Raw genomic sequence first — 14,369 nt, 5'->3', positions numbered from 1 at the left:
TCGGCCTGGACGACGAAACTCGCGCTTGGACGAGGATGCTTCCTCGTCCAAGCACCAGTTTCACCGGCCGGCCGGTGAAACTGACCCACCGCTCCCGTCAGAACAGCGCGGCGTCCTCGTCCCGCTCCAGGTCGAGCAGGAGCTGCTTGCGCTCCAGTCCCCCGGCGTAGCCGGTGAGCGTCCCGTTGGCACCGATCACCCGGTGGCACGGGATCACGATCGGGATCGGGTTCGCGCCGTTGGCCGTGCCGACGGCGCGGGATGCGGCGTTCGTCTTGCCGAGGCGTGCGGCGATCTCGCCGTACGACGCGGTCTGTCCGTAGCCGATGCCGAGCAGCTGGGCCCACACGGAGCGCTGCCAGGCGCTGCCGGCCGGCGCGAGCGGCAGGTCGAACTCGGTGCGGTCGCCGGCGAAGTACTCGGCGAGCTGGTGCGCAGCGGCGACCAGGACGGGGTGGTCGGCGCCCTCGGCGCCGAGCGGGCGGACGCCGTCGCGGAACGGCGAGAACTCGATCGCGGTGATCGCGCCGCCCTGCTCGACGAGGCGCAGCGGCCCGATGGGCGATTCGATGACGGTCCACATGGCAGTGCTCATCCTTCCAGCGAGGTCCACAGGTGGAGGAGGGCGTAGGAGCGCCAGGGCGCCCAGCCCTCCGGGGTGATGTCGGCGTCGGGGTGCCGGGCGAGCGCGTTGCGGACGCCGACGTCGGTCGGCAGCCACACGTCGGGGTGCCCGAGTGCACGCAGCGCGATGTAGTCGGCCGTCCAGGGGCCGATGCCGGGCAGGGCGAGCAGCGTGCGGCGTACGTCGCCGCGGTCGGGGCCGCGGTCCAGCACGACCTCGCCCGCCGCGATCGCCGCGCACATCCCGACGAGCGCCCTCCCGCGGGCTCGGGGCATCCGGAACTCCTCGGGCGGCAGGGCCGCGACGGTTGCCGCGTCGGGGAACAGGTGCGTCAGTCCGGGGACCCCGGTCTCGACGGGACGCCCGTGGGCGGCGACGAGCCGGGCAGCGGCGGTGCGGGCGGCGACGACCGTGACCTGCTGGCCGAGGACCGCGCGCACCGCCACCTCGGCGCCGTCGACGTGTCCCGGCACGCGCAGTCCCGGCCGGGCCGCGACGAGTGGTGCCAGCAGCGGATCCGTGGCCAGGTGGGCGTCCACCGCCACGGGATCGGCATCGGCGTCGAGCAGCGCGCGCATCCGGGCGAGCGCGGCGGTGGTGTCACGGAGGTCCTCGACGACCAGGCGCAGCGGCAGGTACGACGACCCGACGCCGTCGAGGTCGGCGAGCTCGACCCGGGCGACGCCCGGCCCGTGGGGCAGGGCGAGCGTGCGGGAGTAGCAGCCGCTGCCGTCGGCCGCGACCTCGGCGACCTCGACGCCGGGGACGGCGCGGTCGGCGAGGAAGCGGAGCAGCGCGGAGCCCCGGAACGGCGTACGAACGGCGATCCGCAGGTCGATGGCTCCGGGGACCTGGCTCGCCGTGGGCGACCTGCGGCCGCGCAGGTGGCTCGGCGTCGCGTCGTAGACCTCGAGCATGGTGTCGTTGAACTGCCGCACGCTCGAGAAGCCCGCTGCGAACGCCACGTCGGCGAGGCTGAGCGTCGTGCTCTCGACGAGCGCACGGGCGGTCTGGGCGCGCTGGGTTCGCGCGAGCGCGAGGGGACCCGCGCCGAGCTCGGCGGTCAGCAGCCGCGAGAGGTGTCGGGAGGTGTACCCGAGGCGGGCGGCGAGCCCTTCGACGCCTTCCCGGTCGACGACGCCGTCGGCGATCAGACGCATCGCCCGTCCGGCGACGGTCGCCGCGACGTCCCAGTCCGGGCTGCCGGGCGTCGCGTCGGGCAGGCAGCGCTTGCAGGCGCGGTAGCCGGCGGCCTGGGCGGCCGCCGCGGTGCGGTGGAAGGAGACGTTGCGGGAGGCGGGCGTGCGGGCCGGGCAGGACGGCCGGCAGTAGATGCCCGTCGAGCGCACCGCGGTGTAGAAGACGCCGTCGAAGCGACGGTCACGCGACTGCACGGCCGTGTAGCAGCGCTCGAAGTCGAGCTGCTCCGGCGTGGTCACTGTGCTCTCCATGTCGTCCATCCTGCCGCCCGCCACCGACAGTCTCTCGCGGAAATCGGACATGACGGTGACCGCAAGGGGGCCGGTTCTGCCACGCTGCTCCCATGGCGGACGCTCCGATCAATCCCCTCGACCTGCTGATCAAGTCCCAGCAGATCGCCCTGAAGCTCACCACCGACGTCCTCAGGGGCGTGCGCGACACCGCCGTCACCGGTGTCACGCAGCCCGACGAGCTCGCCCGGCAGGTCGGCGACCTCGCCGGCGCCGTGGCCGGGATGGCCGGTGCCGTCACCAGCCTGGCGAGCTCGACCGCGCAGCCGTTGCAGGACTTCATCGTGCGCCAGCGCGAGCTCGCCGACACCGTGCACACGCTGGCCGAGGCCCAGGCCGAGCTCGCCGGCGTCGTCGCCAAGCTCGCCGAGCGGCACGCCGACGCGGTTGCCGCGCTGGAGAAGGTCACCGCGCCGGTGTTCGCGATCGTCGGCACCGAGCCGACGCCGCCGAAGACGCGGGCCGCCAAGAAGACGGCCACTGCGAGGAGCACGGCCGCCAAGGACGGACGGGCGGCCACCGGAGACCGGTGACCGCCCGCCGCTTCGTCGCTGAGCTCAGCCGACGTTGATCGCGGTGTCGTCGATGACGAAGCTCGTCTGCAGGGACGAGTCCTCGTTCATCAGGAACTTCAGCGTGATCGTCTTCCCCTTGTAGGCGGCGAGGTCGAACGTCTTCTGCACGTACCCGCTCGACTTGTTCAGGTTGGAGTACGTCGCGAGCGTGCTCGTCGTCGCACCGTTGACGACCTGCACCTTCGCGGTGTCGTACGCCGTCGACGTGGTCGTCTCCGCGCTGTCGATCGCCACCCAGAAGCTCAGCGACGCCGTCGTGGCCGTCGCGGGGATCGTGACCGTCTGGCTCTCGTTCTCGGTCGACGTGCTGCCGTTGCCGCCGAGCCACAGCTTCCAGCTGCCGGTCCGCGCCGCACGGCCGGTGTTGTTGGTGATCGGTCCGCTCGTGCCGGTCCAGCTGACGGCCCCGGACTCGAAGCCGGGGTTCTGGAGCAGGTTGCCCGTCGGGCCGCCACCGCTCGTGCTGATCGTCCACGTGAAGCTGGTGGACCCGGTGGCGCCGGTGGTGTCCTTCGCGGTGACCGTCACGTTCGACGTGGCGGCGGCGGTCGGCGTACCGGACACGAGGCCGGTGCTGGCATTGATCGTCAGGCCGGCGGGCAGGCCGGTGGCCGACCAGGTGATCGTCTGACCGGCCCCCGAGGACGACCCGGTCAGCTGCAGCGAGGTGGCCGTGCCGACGGTGCCGGTGCGGTTGCCCGGGTTGGTGACGGTGACCGTGTTGCCGGCCGTGGTGCAGGTCGGGTCGGCGGTCTGGGCCGGGACGGAGACCGCGTTCCACGCGGCCTTGACGGCGTTGAACTCGGCGCAGGAGCCCGGGAACAGGTTCTTCGCAGCGCTCAGCGTCCAGGTGCGGTACTTGAGGTAGCTCGAGCTCGTGGTCTTCATGAGCATCGCGTTGTAGAAGATCTTGCCGGCCTTCTGGATCCCGATCCCGGTGAGCGTCCCGCCGTTGTTGCACGTGGTGCTGGTCGGGCCCCCGGCCGGGTTGGTGCCCTCGGCGAGCAGGTAGAACCAGTGGTTGCCGGGACCGGCCGCCGAGTGCACCTCGGCGTTCGGGATCGAGCTGGAGTAGCAGTTCGGGTCGCCCTTGGCCGACGGGTTGTACATGTTGCGGATCTCGCCGTCGCCCACGAGGTTGACCTCCTCGCCCACGAGGTAGTCCGGCTCGTCGTACGTGCTGGACTCGTTGGCGTAGTGCTCGGTCAGCGCGCCGAAGACGTCACCGACGAACTCACCGGTGTTGCCGTTGGAGTGGCCGCCCGGGGTGTTCTGGTCGACGCCGTGGCCGTACTCGTGGCCGACGACGTCGAGGTTGGTCAGCCACTCGGTGCCGGCCTGGTTGTGGCCGATCCGGACCCACTCGGTGCCGGTGCAGTAGCCCGGCTCGCTGAGGCCCGGCGGGCAGTAGAACGCATTGACCTCGTCCTTGCCGACGCGCGCCTGCCAGCCGCCGCCGTTGCCGTTGAACCCGTCGCGGCCCAGCCACTGGCTGAGCATCCGGTCCTGGACCTGGAGCGCGTACAGGGTGTCGACGCAGCCGGTCTCCGTGCTGGTGCCGGAGCCGTCACCCCAGCTGTTGTCCGGCCCGGAGACGACCGGGACGCTGTTGGTGGTGTTGTTGTCGATGCGGCAGTCGACGCCGGGGTTGCCGGGGTCGGCCAGCGTGTACGACGACGCGGACGCCTGGGTGGTCTCGATCGCCAGTCCCGGGCCGTTGTGGTGGCCGTTGCCCGTGCCCGTCGCGAAGTGGACCAGCTCGTCGGACTCGATGACGGAGCCCTGCTTCGCGTCCACGTAGACGTCACGGACCGAGCGGTCGCCGTCGGCGGTGAGGCCGCTGACCGTCACCTTCCACGCGAGCCTTGGTGCGGCGAGCGCGTGGACGACGAGCTCGGGCGTGCCCCGCAGCTCCGCGTCGCGCAGCGTCCCCTTCGCCGTCGCGGTCGCGGCGCCCGCCGTCCGCGTCGGGGTCACCGACAGCCGGCCGATCACCTTCTTCTGCGCCACGCTGGTGTCGAGGATCTTGCCGTCACGGTCGGTGACGACGACGAAGTCACCGCCGCGGACCGGCAGCCCGTCATACGTCCGGGTGTAGGACGCGTACTGCAGGCCCGCGCCGCCGCTGACGACGGGCGCGGCCGCGAACTGCTCGTCGTCGCTCGTGCGCAGCTGCGGAGCCTGGCTCGCGATCAGCGCCTTGGCGGAGCGGCGGGCCTTCTGGTGCGCGTCGTCGCGCGGCTTCGCCTTCACCACCGAACCGGGATCGGCGTGGGCGGACGGTGGGGCGAGGGGCGCCACGGCAAGTGCCGAGGCCGTGACGAGGGTGGCGACCAGGCCACCCATCAGGTTGCGCTTCACTTCGAACCAACACTCCTCTTGAGAGTCGGGCTCGCTCGCGCCTCGAAGGTCCGGGGAGTGGCGAGCCGGGTGGATGGCCGGCTCGGCGAGAGGTGGGTGCCGGGCGGCCAGAGCACAACCTCGTGGCTGGCCGAATCCACGGTCAATGGACCGGGACCTGCAAGTTGAAGCAATGCAACAACATGAGGAACGCGCCGGGCCCGCGCGGTGGTCGGAAAAACCAGTCGGGCCCGGTCCAGAAGGACCGGGCCCGAAGCTGTACCCCCGACCGGATTCGAACCGGCGCTACCTACGTGAGAGGCAGGCGTGCTAGGCCGCTACACAACGGGGGCATTCGTTGTTCCGGATCTCTCCGTGACAACGTCGTGAACTCTAGCGATTTCCTGCCTGACCGGCCAAATCCTGACGGAGTGACCTGTCTCTCGCGAGAGCTTCGCTGGGATACTAGGACTCGAACCTAGAACGACTGAACCAGAATCAGCTGTGTTGCCAATTACACCATATCCCAATGGTTTCGGTCTCCGGCCGAGGCCGGCGAACCGAGAACCTACCTTACCCGTCGGGTCGCTCGGCGACCAAAATGGCCCCACCGTCCGGGGTCCTGGTGCGGTTCTGGACGCCCGTCCGGCGGGCCGCCCAGACCGCGAGGAGCAGGTAGCCGACCGACTGGACGAGGGTCACCGGGATCGACCACCAGCTTCCTCCCGTGGGGTTCAGCGCATCGGTCATGTCGCCGAACGCGAGGGCCAGGCCGAAGGCGAGGAAGTTGTTGAGGACGTGCATCGCGATGCCGGCCTCGAGGCCGCCGGTGAGGACCACGAGGGCGCCCGCGACCAGACCGAACGCGAACCGGTCGAAGAAGGTCGGCACGTCCTGGCCCAGGCCGTGAGCCAGCGCGAACAGCAGCGCCGGGACGACGACCGAGACCGCCGCTGCGCCACGTGACCCGGCGCGGGCGGCGAGCCCGCCGAAGGCCTGCGCGAGGTAGCCGCGGAAGACGTACTCCTCCCCCGCTGCCTGCAGGGGCGTCAGCAGCACGATCACGAGCAGGAAGTCGCGCACGGTCGTCGTCCACGGGTTGACGGTGCCGCTCGCGTCGAGCGATCCCGTGCCCTGGTCGGGCAGCACCGCGGAGGCGACCAGCGTGAGACCGAGGGCGACCACGGCGAGGCCGAGGCACACCGCGAACCAGCGCCAGCGAAAGGCGCCGGTCACGGAGGTGACCCAGCCCGGTGTCTGCCCGTGGAGCAGCCGGGCGACCACCCACACCGCGGGGATCGCGGCCGCCCAGCCCAGGTTGACCAGCGCCAGGAAGGACGGCGTGGTCACCTCGCCCGAGAGCTTGTCGACGGCCTCCGTGGACGAGTCGCCGCCCGCGACGAGCACGAGGGTGACCACCAGGCTCAGCACGAGCTGGCCGGCGAAGAAGATCACCAGCAGCAGCGGGATGCCGGCCAGCGGACGCCAGGCGCCCGCCGGCCCGCGCCGCTGGAGCTCGTCGTGCCTCAGTCCGGCTGGGTCAGCCGAGGGCACGCTGCAACCGCCCGAGGCTGCGGTCGCGGCCGAGGAGCTCCATCGACTCGAAGAGCGGCGGCGAGATCCGGCGGCCGGTGACGGCGACGCGGACCGGGCCGAACGCGTTGCGCGGCTTGAGGCCGAGCCCGTCGACGAGGGCGCCCTGCAGGGCGGTCTGGATGGCGTCGGTCGACCAGGTCGGCAGCGCCACGAGGGCGTCGTACGACGCCTGCAGGACCGGGAGGCCCGCCTCGCCGATCTGCTTGGCCGCGTCCTCGGGGTCGACCTCGAAGTCGTCCTCGGAGACGAACAGGAAGCCGAGCATGCTGCTGGCCTCGGAGAGCTTGTTGATCCGCTCGCCGACGAGCGGCATCGCGAGCTCGAGCAGCTGCGCGTCGGCATCGGTGACCGGGTCGCTCACGACGCCGTCGCGCTTGAGGAACGGCAGCACCCGGTGGGTGATCTCCTCGATCGACAGCAGCCGCATGTGGGCGGTGTTGATGGCGTCGCACTTCTTCAGGTCGAAGCGCGCCGGGTTGGCGACGACGTCGGTGATGTCGAAGGCCTCGACCATCTCCTCGAGGCTGAAGATGTCGCGGTCGGCCGCGATCGCCCAACCCAGCAGGGCGAGGTAGTTGAGCAGGCCCTCGGGCAGGTAGCCCTGGTCGCGGTAGGCCAGCGCGTGCGCCTCGGGGTCGCGCTTGGAGAGCTTCTTGTTGCCCTCGCCCATGACGTAGGGCAGGTGCCCGAACTCCGGCGTCGCCTTGGCGATGCCGACCTCCTTGAGCGCCTCGTAGAGGGCGATCTGGCGCGGCGTCGACGAGAGCAGGTCCTCGCCGCGCAGCACGTGGGTGATCTCCATCAGCGCGTCGTCGACGGGGTTGACCAGCGTGTAGAGCGGGTCGCCGTTGGCGCGGCACAGCGCGAAGTCGGGGACGAACTCGGTCTCGAAGGTGACCTCGCCACGGACCAGGTCGTTCCAGGTGATCGAACCGTCAGGCATCCGGAACCGGACGACCGGCTTGCGGCCCTCGGCCACGAACGCCTCCACCTGCTCCTGGGTCAGCTCGCGGCAGAAGCCGTCGTACCCCTGCACCTTGGAGCCGGCGGCCTTGCGGCGCGCGGCCGCCTCCTCGTTGGTGCAGTAGCAGTCGTAGGTGAAGCTGCTGTCCTTGAGCCGCGCCAGCGCGTCGACGTACAGGTCGCTGCGCTCGCTCTGCTTGTACGGCGCGAACGGGCCGCCCACGCCCGGGCCCTCGTCCCAGTCGAGGCCCAGCCACCGCATCAGGTCGAGGATCGCGTTCAGCGACTCGTCGGTGCTGCGCTCCTTGTCGGTGTCCTCGATGCGGAAGACGAAGGTGCCGCCGTGGTGGCGCGCGAAGGCCCAGTTGAACAGGGCGGTGCGGATCATGCCGACGTGGGGACTCCCGGTCGGGGAGGGTGCCATCCGGACGCGGACCGGACCGTTGGGGCTGCTCATGATCGTGCTTCCACCTTGTTCGTGAGGGTTCCGAGGCCTTCGATCGAGATCTCCACCTCGTCGCCGACCTGCATGGGGCCGACACCCTCGGGGGTGCCGGTGAGGATGACGTCGCCGGGCAGCAGCGTCATCACGCTGGAGACGTGCGCGACCAGCGCCGGCACGTCGAAGACCATGTCGGCCGTCGTGCCGTCCTGGACCACGTCCCCGTTGAGGAACGTCTGGACCCGACGGCCCTCGTTGAAGTCGTGCGGGTCGAGGTCGGTCTCGATCCACGGCCCCAGCGGGCAGAACGTGTCGAAGCCCTTGGCGCGCGTGAACTGGCCGTCGGAGCGCTGCAGGTCGCGCGCGGTGACGTCGTTGGCGATCGTGTAGCCGTGGATGACGTCGGTGGCCTGCTCGGCCGGGACGTCACGGCAGATGCGGCCGATCACGACGGCGAGCTCGCCCTCGTAGTGCAGGTCCTGGGTCTGACGCGGGTAGAGGATCGTGTCGCCCGGCCCGACCACGCTGGTGTTCGGCTTGAGGAACATGAGCGGCTCGTCGGGCACGTCGTTGCCGAGCTCGGCCGCGTGGGCCGCGTAGTTGCGGCCGATCCCGACGACCTTGCTGCGCGGCAGCACCGGCGCCAGCAGGCGCACGTCCTCGAGCCGGTACTCCTTCTCGAGCAGCTTGATCCCCTGGTACAGCGGGTCGCCGACGAGACCGACGATCGCCGCGTCGTCGCCGGGCTGGCCGTACTCGTCGAGGTCGCCGGTCAGGACGCCGTACGACGGCTCCTCGCCTGTCGTGAATCTGACGATGCGCACCCGGTGAGCCTATCGACCTACGCTTGCTCGTCGTGAATGCGGAGGAATGGCGTCAGCGAGCCGCGGAGCACGCCGCGCGCATCGACCGCTACGTCGGCCCGCACCTCGCCCGCCGCGGGGCAGCCGTGAAGCACCCGGTGTTCGACTTCCTGTTCACCTACTACTCGTACCGCCCGGCCCAGCTGCGCCGTTGGCACCCCGGGTTCGGGGTCGTGGTGACACCGGGCTCGGAGCTCGAGGGGCTCAAGGGCTACGCGGCTGCCGACGGCGGCGTGGCGGTGACGTCGGCGTACCTCGCCTCGCAGCGCCCCCTCGTCGCGTCGATCCACGAGCTGCTCGCCGCCACCGCCGGCCGCGCCCCGCACTTCGGCTGCTTCGGCCTGCACGAGTGGGCCATGGTCTACCGCCTCTCCGAGGACGAGACCCGCCACGCCGACTGGCCGCTGCGCCTCGGCACCGCCGGCACCGACGAGGTCGTCGAGGGCCACCGCATCGCCTGCTCCCACTTCGACGCGTACCGCTTCTTCACTCCCCCGGCTCGGCCGCTGAACACCCTCGGCCCGGGACGCGACGACCGCCCCGCGTTCGAGCAGCCCGGATGCCTGCACGCCGGCATGGACCTCTACAAGCACGCCTTCCGGCTCTCGCCCCTCGTGTCGTCGGACCTGGTCGCCGACTGCTTCGAGCTCGCCTGGGACATCCGCACGCTCGACATGCGCGCGGCGCCGTACGACCTCGCAGACCTCGGCTTCGAGCCGGTGCGGATCGAGACCGCCGAGGGCAAGGCGGCGTACGTCGAGGCGCAGCGCGGGTTCGCCGAGCGCGGTGCTCCGCTGCGAGCGCGGCTGGTCGAGGAGTGCGAGCGGCTGCTGGAGGCGGCCAACTAGTAGCGACCACGCTTGCCCGGCTTGTCAGGCCGCGGATCACCCGCCGCGCGAGAGCCCAGCAGCCGGTGCCGACGACCGCGGCGCCGATCGGGAACAGCATGGCGAGCGGAGCAGATCGGTAGCCCGAGGCCCACATGTCCGCACCCGCACAGGCGAGAACCAGGCCCAGGAGAATCAGGCTCACGCCGATCAGGATCCAGATGCCGATCGCCGTGAAGAAGCGCCGATCGGAACTGCGCTGGCGCGGGTCCACCGCCACATCATCGACCATCGCCGCTCCAGTGTGAGCGTCCGCGGTCGTCACGAGCGGAAGAACGCGACGATCCCACCGACGATCCCACCGACGATCCCCTGCTCGATGATCTCCTGCTTCAGCCCGGTCATCGGTGGCAGGCGGTAGTCGACGGGCGGCTCCTCGCCCTGAGCCGTGGCCGCCGCGCTCAGCACGGCGCGGGCGACGAGGTCGGCACGCGTCGGGGTGGTTCGACGGTGTCCCCAGGCTGAGTTGGCGACGCCGCCGAAGGTCAGCTCGCGGCCGTCCGCGCACACGAAGGTGAGCCCCTGGCGGCTCACGTTCCGGGCGTCGACGACTTCGCGGAGGGGAATCCGCCGGATCCGGAAGAAGACGCGGACCAGCTCGTCGCCCGTCAGCACCAACCGCCACCGGAGCAGCACGACCGGCAGGACGACGACCGCGACCAGGTCGGAGACGGCGAACAGCGGGACATCGCCATCGGAGAGAACCTCGCCGTCGAGGTACAACCAGGTCGTCCCGCTGACGAACAGGACGCCGATGACGAGCCAGGCGATACGGAGACCGGGCCCCGGGCGCCACACGCCTGGGCCGGACCAGCGCACCCGAGCGTCATCACCCATGGTGGAAGGCTAGGCGCTCCGCTCTCAGGGTGTCCGGCCAACTCGTGTGACCCGGGTGATCGTGAGTGCGTCGTAGGACTCCTTGACGACCTCGACGTGCTGCCACGTGCCGATCTCACGGACCCCCGGGTGGGCGCGGACCTCCTCCAGCACCTCCAGGACCGGGCGCGGGTGGGCGTCGGCGACGGTCAGCAGCAGGTCGGCGCGACCGTAGGTGGTGGCGAGGAAGCGGACCTCGGACATGGCCAGCAGGTCGGCCACGACCGGGGGCGCCGACCCCGCGAGGCGTACGGCGACGCCGGTGACGTGCTGCCCGGCGTACGTCGAGTAGCGGGCCAGTCCGCCGATCCGGACGGCAGACGAGGCGACCAGGCGCTGCACCCGGCGGCGGACGGCGGCCGGGGTGAGGCCGACGGTGTCCGCGAGCGCGACGTACGACGCGCGGCCGTCGACCTGGAGCAGGCCGAGGAGGTCGAGGTCGAGGTCGTCGAGGTCACAGGTGACCGGCCCGACCGGGCCGAGGACGTCGCGGTGGACGGCGTCGTAGGTGAGGACGTCGACGCCGGCGACGCCGGGGAGGGCCCGGACCTCGGCGACGGCGGCGGCGAGGCGGTCGCGGTCGGGCTCGCGGAGCTCGAGGACCACCGGACTCTCGCCCGTGACGACGGAGACCAGGGTGGCGTCGGTGCGCTCGGCGACCGCGCGGGCGACCGGGAGGGCGGGCCCGGTGAGGCGCAGCGACAGGTGGGCGAGCTCGCGGTGGCCGAGCAGCTCCGGGTTCACGGCACCGCGCACGTCGACCACGGCGCCAGCGAGGAGGCGCGCGACGCGAGCGCCGGCCGCAGAGCGGGAGATGCCGGTGCGCTCAGCGACGGTGCGGTGACTGATCCGGCCGTCGGCGGCGAGCAGGGCGACGATCCGGGTGTCGATCTCGTCCACGGTCCTCCTGCAGGTTTTCGCAGCACGCCCTTTGCGCACCGAACAGCCGGTCGATCCGGCGCATCCAACCCTCGATGATCCCAGAATCGACATGATCTGCCCAAGTGACCGGCAGATCGACAACAGAGCCGCCACGACGACCGATGGTTGTGCTTGCGACACCACCGGAGCGGCCGTAGCGTCAGCCGACCGCACGTTGCGCTGGCCCCTGGAGGAACCGTGACCGACGCCCTGACCGAGACCGCGGTGCTCGCCGCGGCCGACCGCCTGGTGGCCGCCTTCGCGGCGACCGACACGGCGGCCTACTTCGGCTCCTTCCGGCCCGACGCGACGTTCTGCTTCCACACCGAGCGGGCCCGCCTCGACGACCGGGCGGCGTACGAGGCGCTCTGGACCTCGTGGCTGGCCGACGGCTGGCAGGTCGTCGAGTGCACCAGCACCGACCGCAAGGTCCAGCTCCTCGGGGAGACGGCGATCTTCACCCACACCGTCCGTACGACGGTCCGGCCGGCCACCGACGCACCCGAGGAGTCCTACACCGAACGCGAGACCATCGTGTTCGCCGACGGCCCCGACGGTCTCCTCGCCGTCCACGAGCACCTCTCCACCACTCCTGAGTGAGGCCCCGATGAGCACCGAGACCGACGAGCCCACCCCCGCGCACACCGGAGTCGCGACCCCGGCCGCACCGCCGTCCGCGACCACGATCGAGGTCAACGGCATCGCGCCGATCCCCGACGACGAAAGGTCCGCCTCGCCCCTGGACCTGTTCCGGCTGATCTTCGGCGGCGCGAACACCTTCGCGACCGTCGTGCTCGGCACCTTCCCGATCGTGTTCGGGCTCTCCTTCTGGCAGGGCTTCGCCTCGATCCTGATCGGCCTGCTGCTGGGCGCCGCACTGCTCGCACCGATGGCACTCTTCGGCGCCCGCAACGGCACCAACAACGCGGTGTCGTCCTCGGCCCACCTGGGCGTGCACGGCCGGGTCGTCGGCTCCTTCCTGTCCCTGCTGACGGCGCTCGCGTTCTTCTCGATCTCCGTCTGGTCGTCCGGCGACATGCTGATCGGCGCCGCGCACCGCGCGATCAAGATCCCCGAGAACGACGTCAGCCTCGCCTTCGGCTACGGCCTGTTCGCCGTGCTCGTGCTCGCGGTCTGCATCTACGGCTTCCGCTTCATGCTGCTCGTCAACAAGGTCGCCGTCGTCGCGACGACGGTGCTCTTCGTGCTCGGCATCATCGCGTTCGCGGGCGACTTCGACCCCGGCTTCGCGGGCACCGCCACCGGCGACCTGTTCTGGCCGGCCTTCGTCGGCGCGGTCCTCATCGTGATGTCGAACCCGGTCTCCTTCGGCGCCTTCCTCGGCGACTGGTCGCGCTACATCCCGCGCGAGACCCCGCACGGCAAGCTGATGGGCGCCGCCTTCGGAGCCCAGCTCGCCACCTTGGTGCCGTTCCTGTTCGGCCTCACCACCGCCACCATCGTCGCGACCGAGCAGCCCGACCTGTTCGCCGCGGGCAACTACGCGGGCGGCCTGCTCGCCATCTCGCCGGGTTGGTTCATGCTGCCGGTCTGCGCGATCGCCGTCATCGGCGGCCTGTCCACGGGTACGACGTCCCTCTACGGCACCGGCCTCGACTTCTCGAGCGTGTTCCCGCGGTTCAACCGGGTCCAGGCGACGACGTTCATCGGCGTCTTCGCGATCGCGTTCATCTTCGTCGGTCGCTTCGCCATCGACGTGGTCACCAGCATCAGCACCTTCGCCGTGCTCATCGTCGTGTGCACCGCGCCGTGGATGGTCGTGATGATGATCGGCTGGTACACCCGTCGCGGCTGGTACGACTCCGACTCGCTGCAGGTCTTCAACCGGCGCCAGCACGGCGGCCGCTACTGGTTCGCCCACGGCTGGAACTGGCGCGCGATGGGCGCCTGGCTGGTCTCGGCCGGCGTCGGCCTGATGTTCGTCAACCTGCCCGGGCAGTTCGTCGGCTGGCTCGGCAACCACGCCAACGGCATCGACCTGAGCATCCCGATCAGCCTCGGCCTCGCTGCGGTGCTCTACCTCGCGGCACTGCGGATCTTCCCCGAGCCCGCGGACGCGTTCGGCCCCGAGGGCCCGCGCCTGGTCCCGGCCGGCCCGGCCGCGAACCACCCGATCGTCGGCGACTGAGCCCTGTGGCCTAGCGCGCCGCGATCCCGTCGTACATCACGGCGCGGATCGCGGCGCTCAGTCGTTCCTGCTGGGCCGGCGCCGGGTCGCGCATGCCGGCCAGCACCGAGCCGAGGATCATCCCGTTGATCGACTGCGCGGTCGGCTCGACGTCGAGGTCGGCGCGCAGGTAGCCGAGCCGCACGCCGTGCTCGAGGTAGGCCGCAGTGAGGGGCGTGGTCATCGCGAACAGGTCGAGCATCCGCTCCCGCATGGCGTCGTCGATGCCGGCCGCCGAGAGCAGCAGCGGGGCCACCCGGGGATCCTCGCTGAAGATCTGCGCCAGCGCGGTGCCGATCCGCGCGGTCTGCGCGCGGTACTCCTCCAGCGTGCTCACCGCCTCGGGCGCGTTCTCGGCGCCGAGTGCCTCGACGATGCGGCCGATCAGGTCGTCGATGACGTGCTCGACGATGTCTCGCTTGTTCTCGAAGTAGCGGTAGAACGTGCCGTGCCCGATCCCGAGCCGCGCGGCGATGTCGGCGATCCCGGTCGCGTGGTAGCCCTGCTCGGCGAAGCACGTGAAGGCGGCGTCGATGATCTCGCGCCGGGTCTCGGCCTTGCGCCGCTCCAGCCGCGAGAGCCCCTCCGTGGTCGCCGTCATGA

At 71.1% G+C, this 14,369-nt stretch carries 13 protein-coding genes and 2 tRNA genes; 4 read left to right on the top strand and 11 right to left on the bottom strand.

Annotated elements, in window-relative coordinates; translation table 11 throughout:
- Positions 1-97: 97 nt before the first annotated feature.
- Both BJ958_RS01090 and BJ958_RS01085 read right to left on the bottom strand, forming a co-directional pair.
- Positions 98-595, bottom strand: coding sequence for a methylated-DNA--[protein]-cysteine S-methyltransferase (locus tag BJ958_RS01090; RefSeq protein WP_343052524.1), 498 nt, complete (start codon positions 593-595; stop codon positions 98-100).
- The gene (locus tag BJ958_RS01085) at positions 592-2,076 is read right to left on the bottom strand and encodes an AlkA N-terminal domain-containing protein (RefSeq protein ID WP_179724777.1); all 1,485 of its coding nucleotides are present in this window, start codon (positions 2,074-2,076) and stop codon (positions 592-594) included. The genes BJ958_RS01090 and BJ958_RS01085 overlap by 4 nt, the downstream gene beginning before the upstream one ends.
- Positions 2,077-2,168: 92 nt before the next feature.
- On the opposite strand from BJ958_RS01085, the gene BJ958_RS01080 reads away from it, so the two are divergent.
- Entirely contained in the window at positions 2,169-2,648 is a 480-nt protein-coding gene (locus BJ958_RS01080) for a hypothetical protein (RefSeq protein WP_179724775.1), read from the top strand.
- Positions 2,649-2,672: 24 nt separating this feature from the next.
- Here the strand turns inward: BJ958_RS01080 and BJ958_RS01075 are convergent, their stop codons facing one another.
- The 6 genes from BJ958_RS01075 to BJ958_RS01050 form a co-directional block, all read right to left on the bottom strand.
- On the bottom strand, positions 2,673-5,051 hold the full coding sequence (locus tag BJ958_RS01075) for a M4 family metallopeptidase (protein WP_343052523.1): 2,379 nt from the start codon (positions 5,049-5,051) through the stop codon (positions 2,673-2,675).
- Between the two features lie 259 nt (positions 5,052-5,310).
- Positions 5,311-5,383: transfer RNA gene (locus BJ958_RS01070), tRNA-Glu, on the bottom strand.
- A gap of 104 nt (positions 5,384-5,487) precedes the next feature.
- Positions 5,488-5,559: transfer RNA gene (locus BJ958_RS01065), tRNA-Gln, on the bottom strand.
- A gap of 44 nt (positions 5,560-5,603) precedes the next feature.
- A complete protein-coding gene (locus BJ958_RS01060; protein WP_179724773.1) occupies positions 5,604-6,584 on the bottom strand; it encodes a CPBP family glutamic-type intramembrane protease in 981 nt (326 codons plus the stop codon).
- Positions 6,571-8,046 (bottom strand): glutamate--tRNA ligase, encoded by a 1,476-nt coding sequence (gltX, locus tag BJ958_RS01055; protein ID WP_179724771.1) that lies wholly within the window; start codon positions 8,044-8,046, stop codon positions 6,571-6,573. Before gltX ends, BJ958_RS01060 begins: the two co-directional genes overlap by 14 nt.
- Positions 8,043-8,855, bottom strand: coding sequence for a fumarylacetoacetate hydrolase family protein (locus BJ958_RS01050; protein ID WP_179724769.1), 813 nt, complete (start codon positions 8,853-8,855; stop codon positions 8,043-8,045). Before BJ958_RS01050 ends, gltX begins: the two co-directional genes overlap by 4 nt.
- A gap of 32 nt (positions 8,856-8,887) precedes the next feature.
- On the opposite strand from BJ958_RS01050, the gene BJ958_RS01045 reads away from it, so the two are divergent.
- On the top strand, positions 8,888-9,742 hold the full coding sequence (locus BJ958_RS01045; protein WP_343052522.1) for a 3-methyladenine DNA glycosylase: 855 nt from the start codon (positions 8,888-8,890) through the stop codon (positions 9,740-9,742).
- 300 nt (positions 9,743-10,042) lie between these two features.
- Here BJ958_RS01045 and BJ958_RS01040 read toward each other — a convergent pair whose 3' ends face one another.
- Together BJ958_RS01040 and BJ958_RS01035 are read right to left on the bottom strand one after the other, a co-directional pair.
- Positions 10,043-10,618: a hypothetical protein gene (locus BJ958_RS01040; protein WP_179724765.1), complete on the bottom strand. Its 576-nt coding sequence runs from the start codon at positions 10,616-10,618 to the stop codon at positions 10,043-10,045.
- A gap of 24 nt (positions 10,619-10,642) precedes the next feature.
- Positions 10,643-11,557 carry an AsnC family transcriptional regulator gene (locus BJ958_RS01035; protein ID WP_179724763.1) on the bottom strand — a complete coding sequence of 305 codons (915 nt, stop codon included), beginning with the start codon at positions 11,555-11,557 and terminating at the stop codon, positions 10,643-10,645.
- 219 nt (positions 11,558-11,776) lie between these two features.
- Between BJ958_RS01035 and BJ958_RS01030 the strand changes: the two genes are divergently transcribed.
- Both BJ958_RS01030 and BJ958_RS01025 read left to right on the top strand, forming a co-directional pair.
- On the top strand, positions 11,777-12,178 hold the full coding sequence (locus tag BJ958_RS01030) for a nuclear transport factor 2 family protein (protein WP_179724761.1): 402 nt from the start codon (positions 11,777-11,779) through the stop codon (positions 12,176-12,178).
- A gap of 7 nt (positions 12,179-12,185) precedes the next feature.
- Positions 12,186-13,727: a purine-cytosine permease family protein gene (locus BJ958_RS01025; protein ID WP_179724760.1), complete on the top strand. Its 1,542-nt coding sequence runs from the start codon at positions 12,186-12,188 to the stop codon at positions 13,725-13,727.
- A gap of 10 nt (positions 13,728-13,737) precedes the next feature.
- Here the strand turns inward: BJ958_RS01025 and BJ958_RS01020 are convergent, their stop codons facing one another.
- Positions 13,738-14,367: a TetR/AcrR family transcriptional regulator gene (locus BJ958_RS01020; protein ID WP_179724758.1), complete on the bottom strand. Its 630-nt coding sequence runs from the start codon at positions 14,365-14,367 to the stop codon at positions 13,738-13,740.
- Between the last annotated feature and the right edge of the window lie 2 nt (positions 14,368-14,369).

Origin of the sequence: Nocardioides kongjuensis (assembly GCF_013409625.1) — a bacterium.
GTDB classification, from domain to species: Bacteria; Actinomycetota; Actinomycetes; order Propionibacteriales; family Nocardioidaceae; genus Nocardioides; species Nocardioides kongjuensis.
This window is presented reverse-complemented; position numbering and strand designations above follow the sequence as displayed.

Coding starts and splice junctions, on each gene's coding strand:
- BJ958_RS01090 (WP_343052524.1), bottom strand. CDS start 595: ATGAGCACTGCCATGTGGACCGTCATCGAATCGCCCATCGGGCCGCTG.
- BJ958_RS01085 (WP_179724777.1), bottom strand. CDS start 2,076: ATGGAGAGCACAGTGACCACGCCGGAGCAGCTCGACTTCGAGCGCTGC.
- BJ958_RS01080 (WP_179724775.1), top strand. CDS start 2,169: ATGGCGGACGCTCCGATCAATCCCCTCGACCTGCTGATCAAGTCCCAG.
- gltX (WP_179724771.1), bottom strand. CDS start 8,046: ATGAGCAGCCCCAACGGTCCGGTCCGCGTCCGGATGGCACCCTCCCCG.
- BJ958_RS01040 (WP_179724765.1), bottom strand. CDS start 10,618: ATGGGTGATGACGCTCGGGTGCGCTGGTCCGGCCCAGGCGTGTGGCGC.
- BJ958_RS01025 (WP_179724760.1), top strand. CDS start 12,186: ATGAGCACCGAGACCGACGAGCCCACCCCCGCGCACACCGGAGTCGCG.
- BJ958_RS01020 (WP_179724758.1), bottom strand. CDS start 14,367: ATGACGGCGACCACGGAGGGGCTCTCGCGGCTGGAGCGGCGCAAGGCC.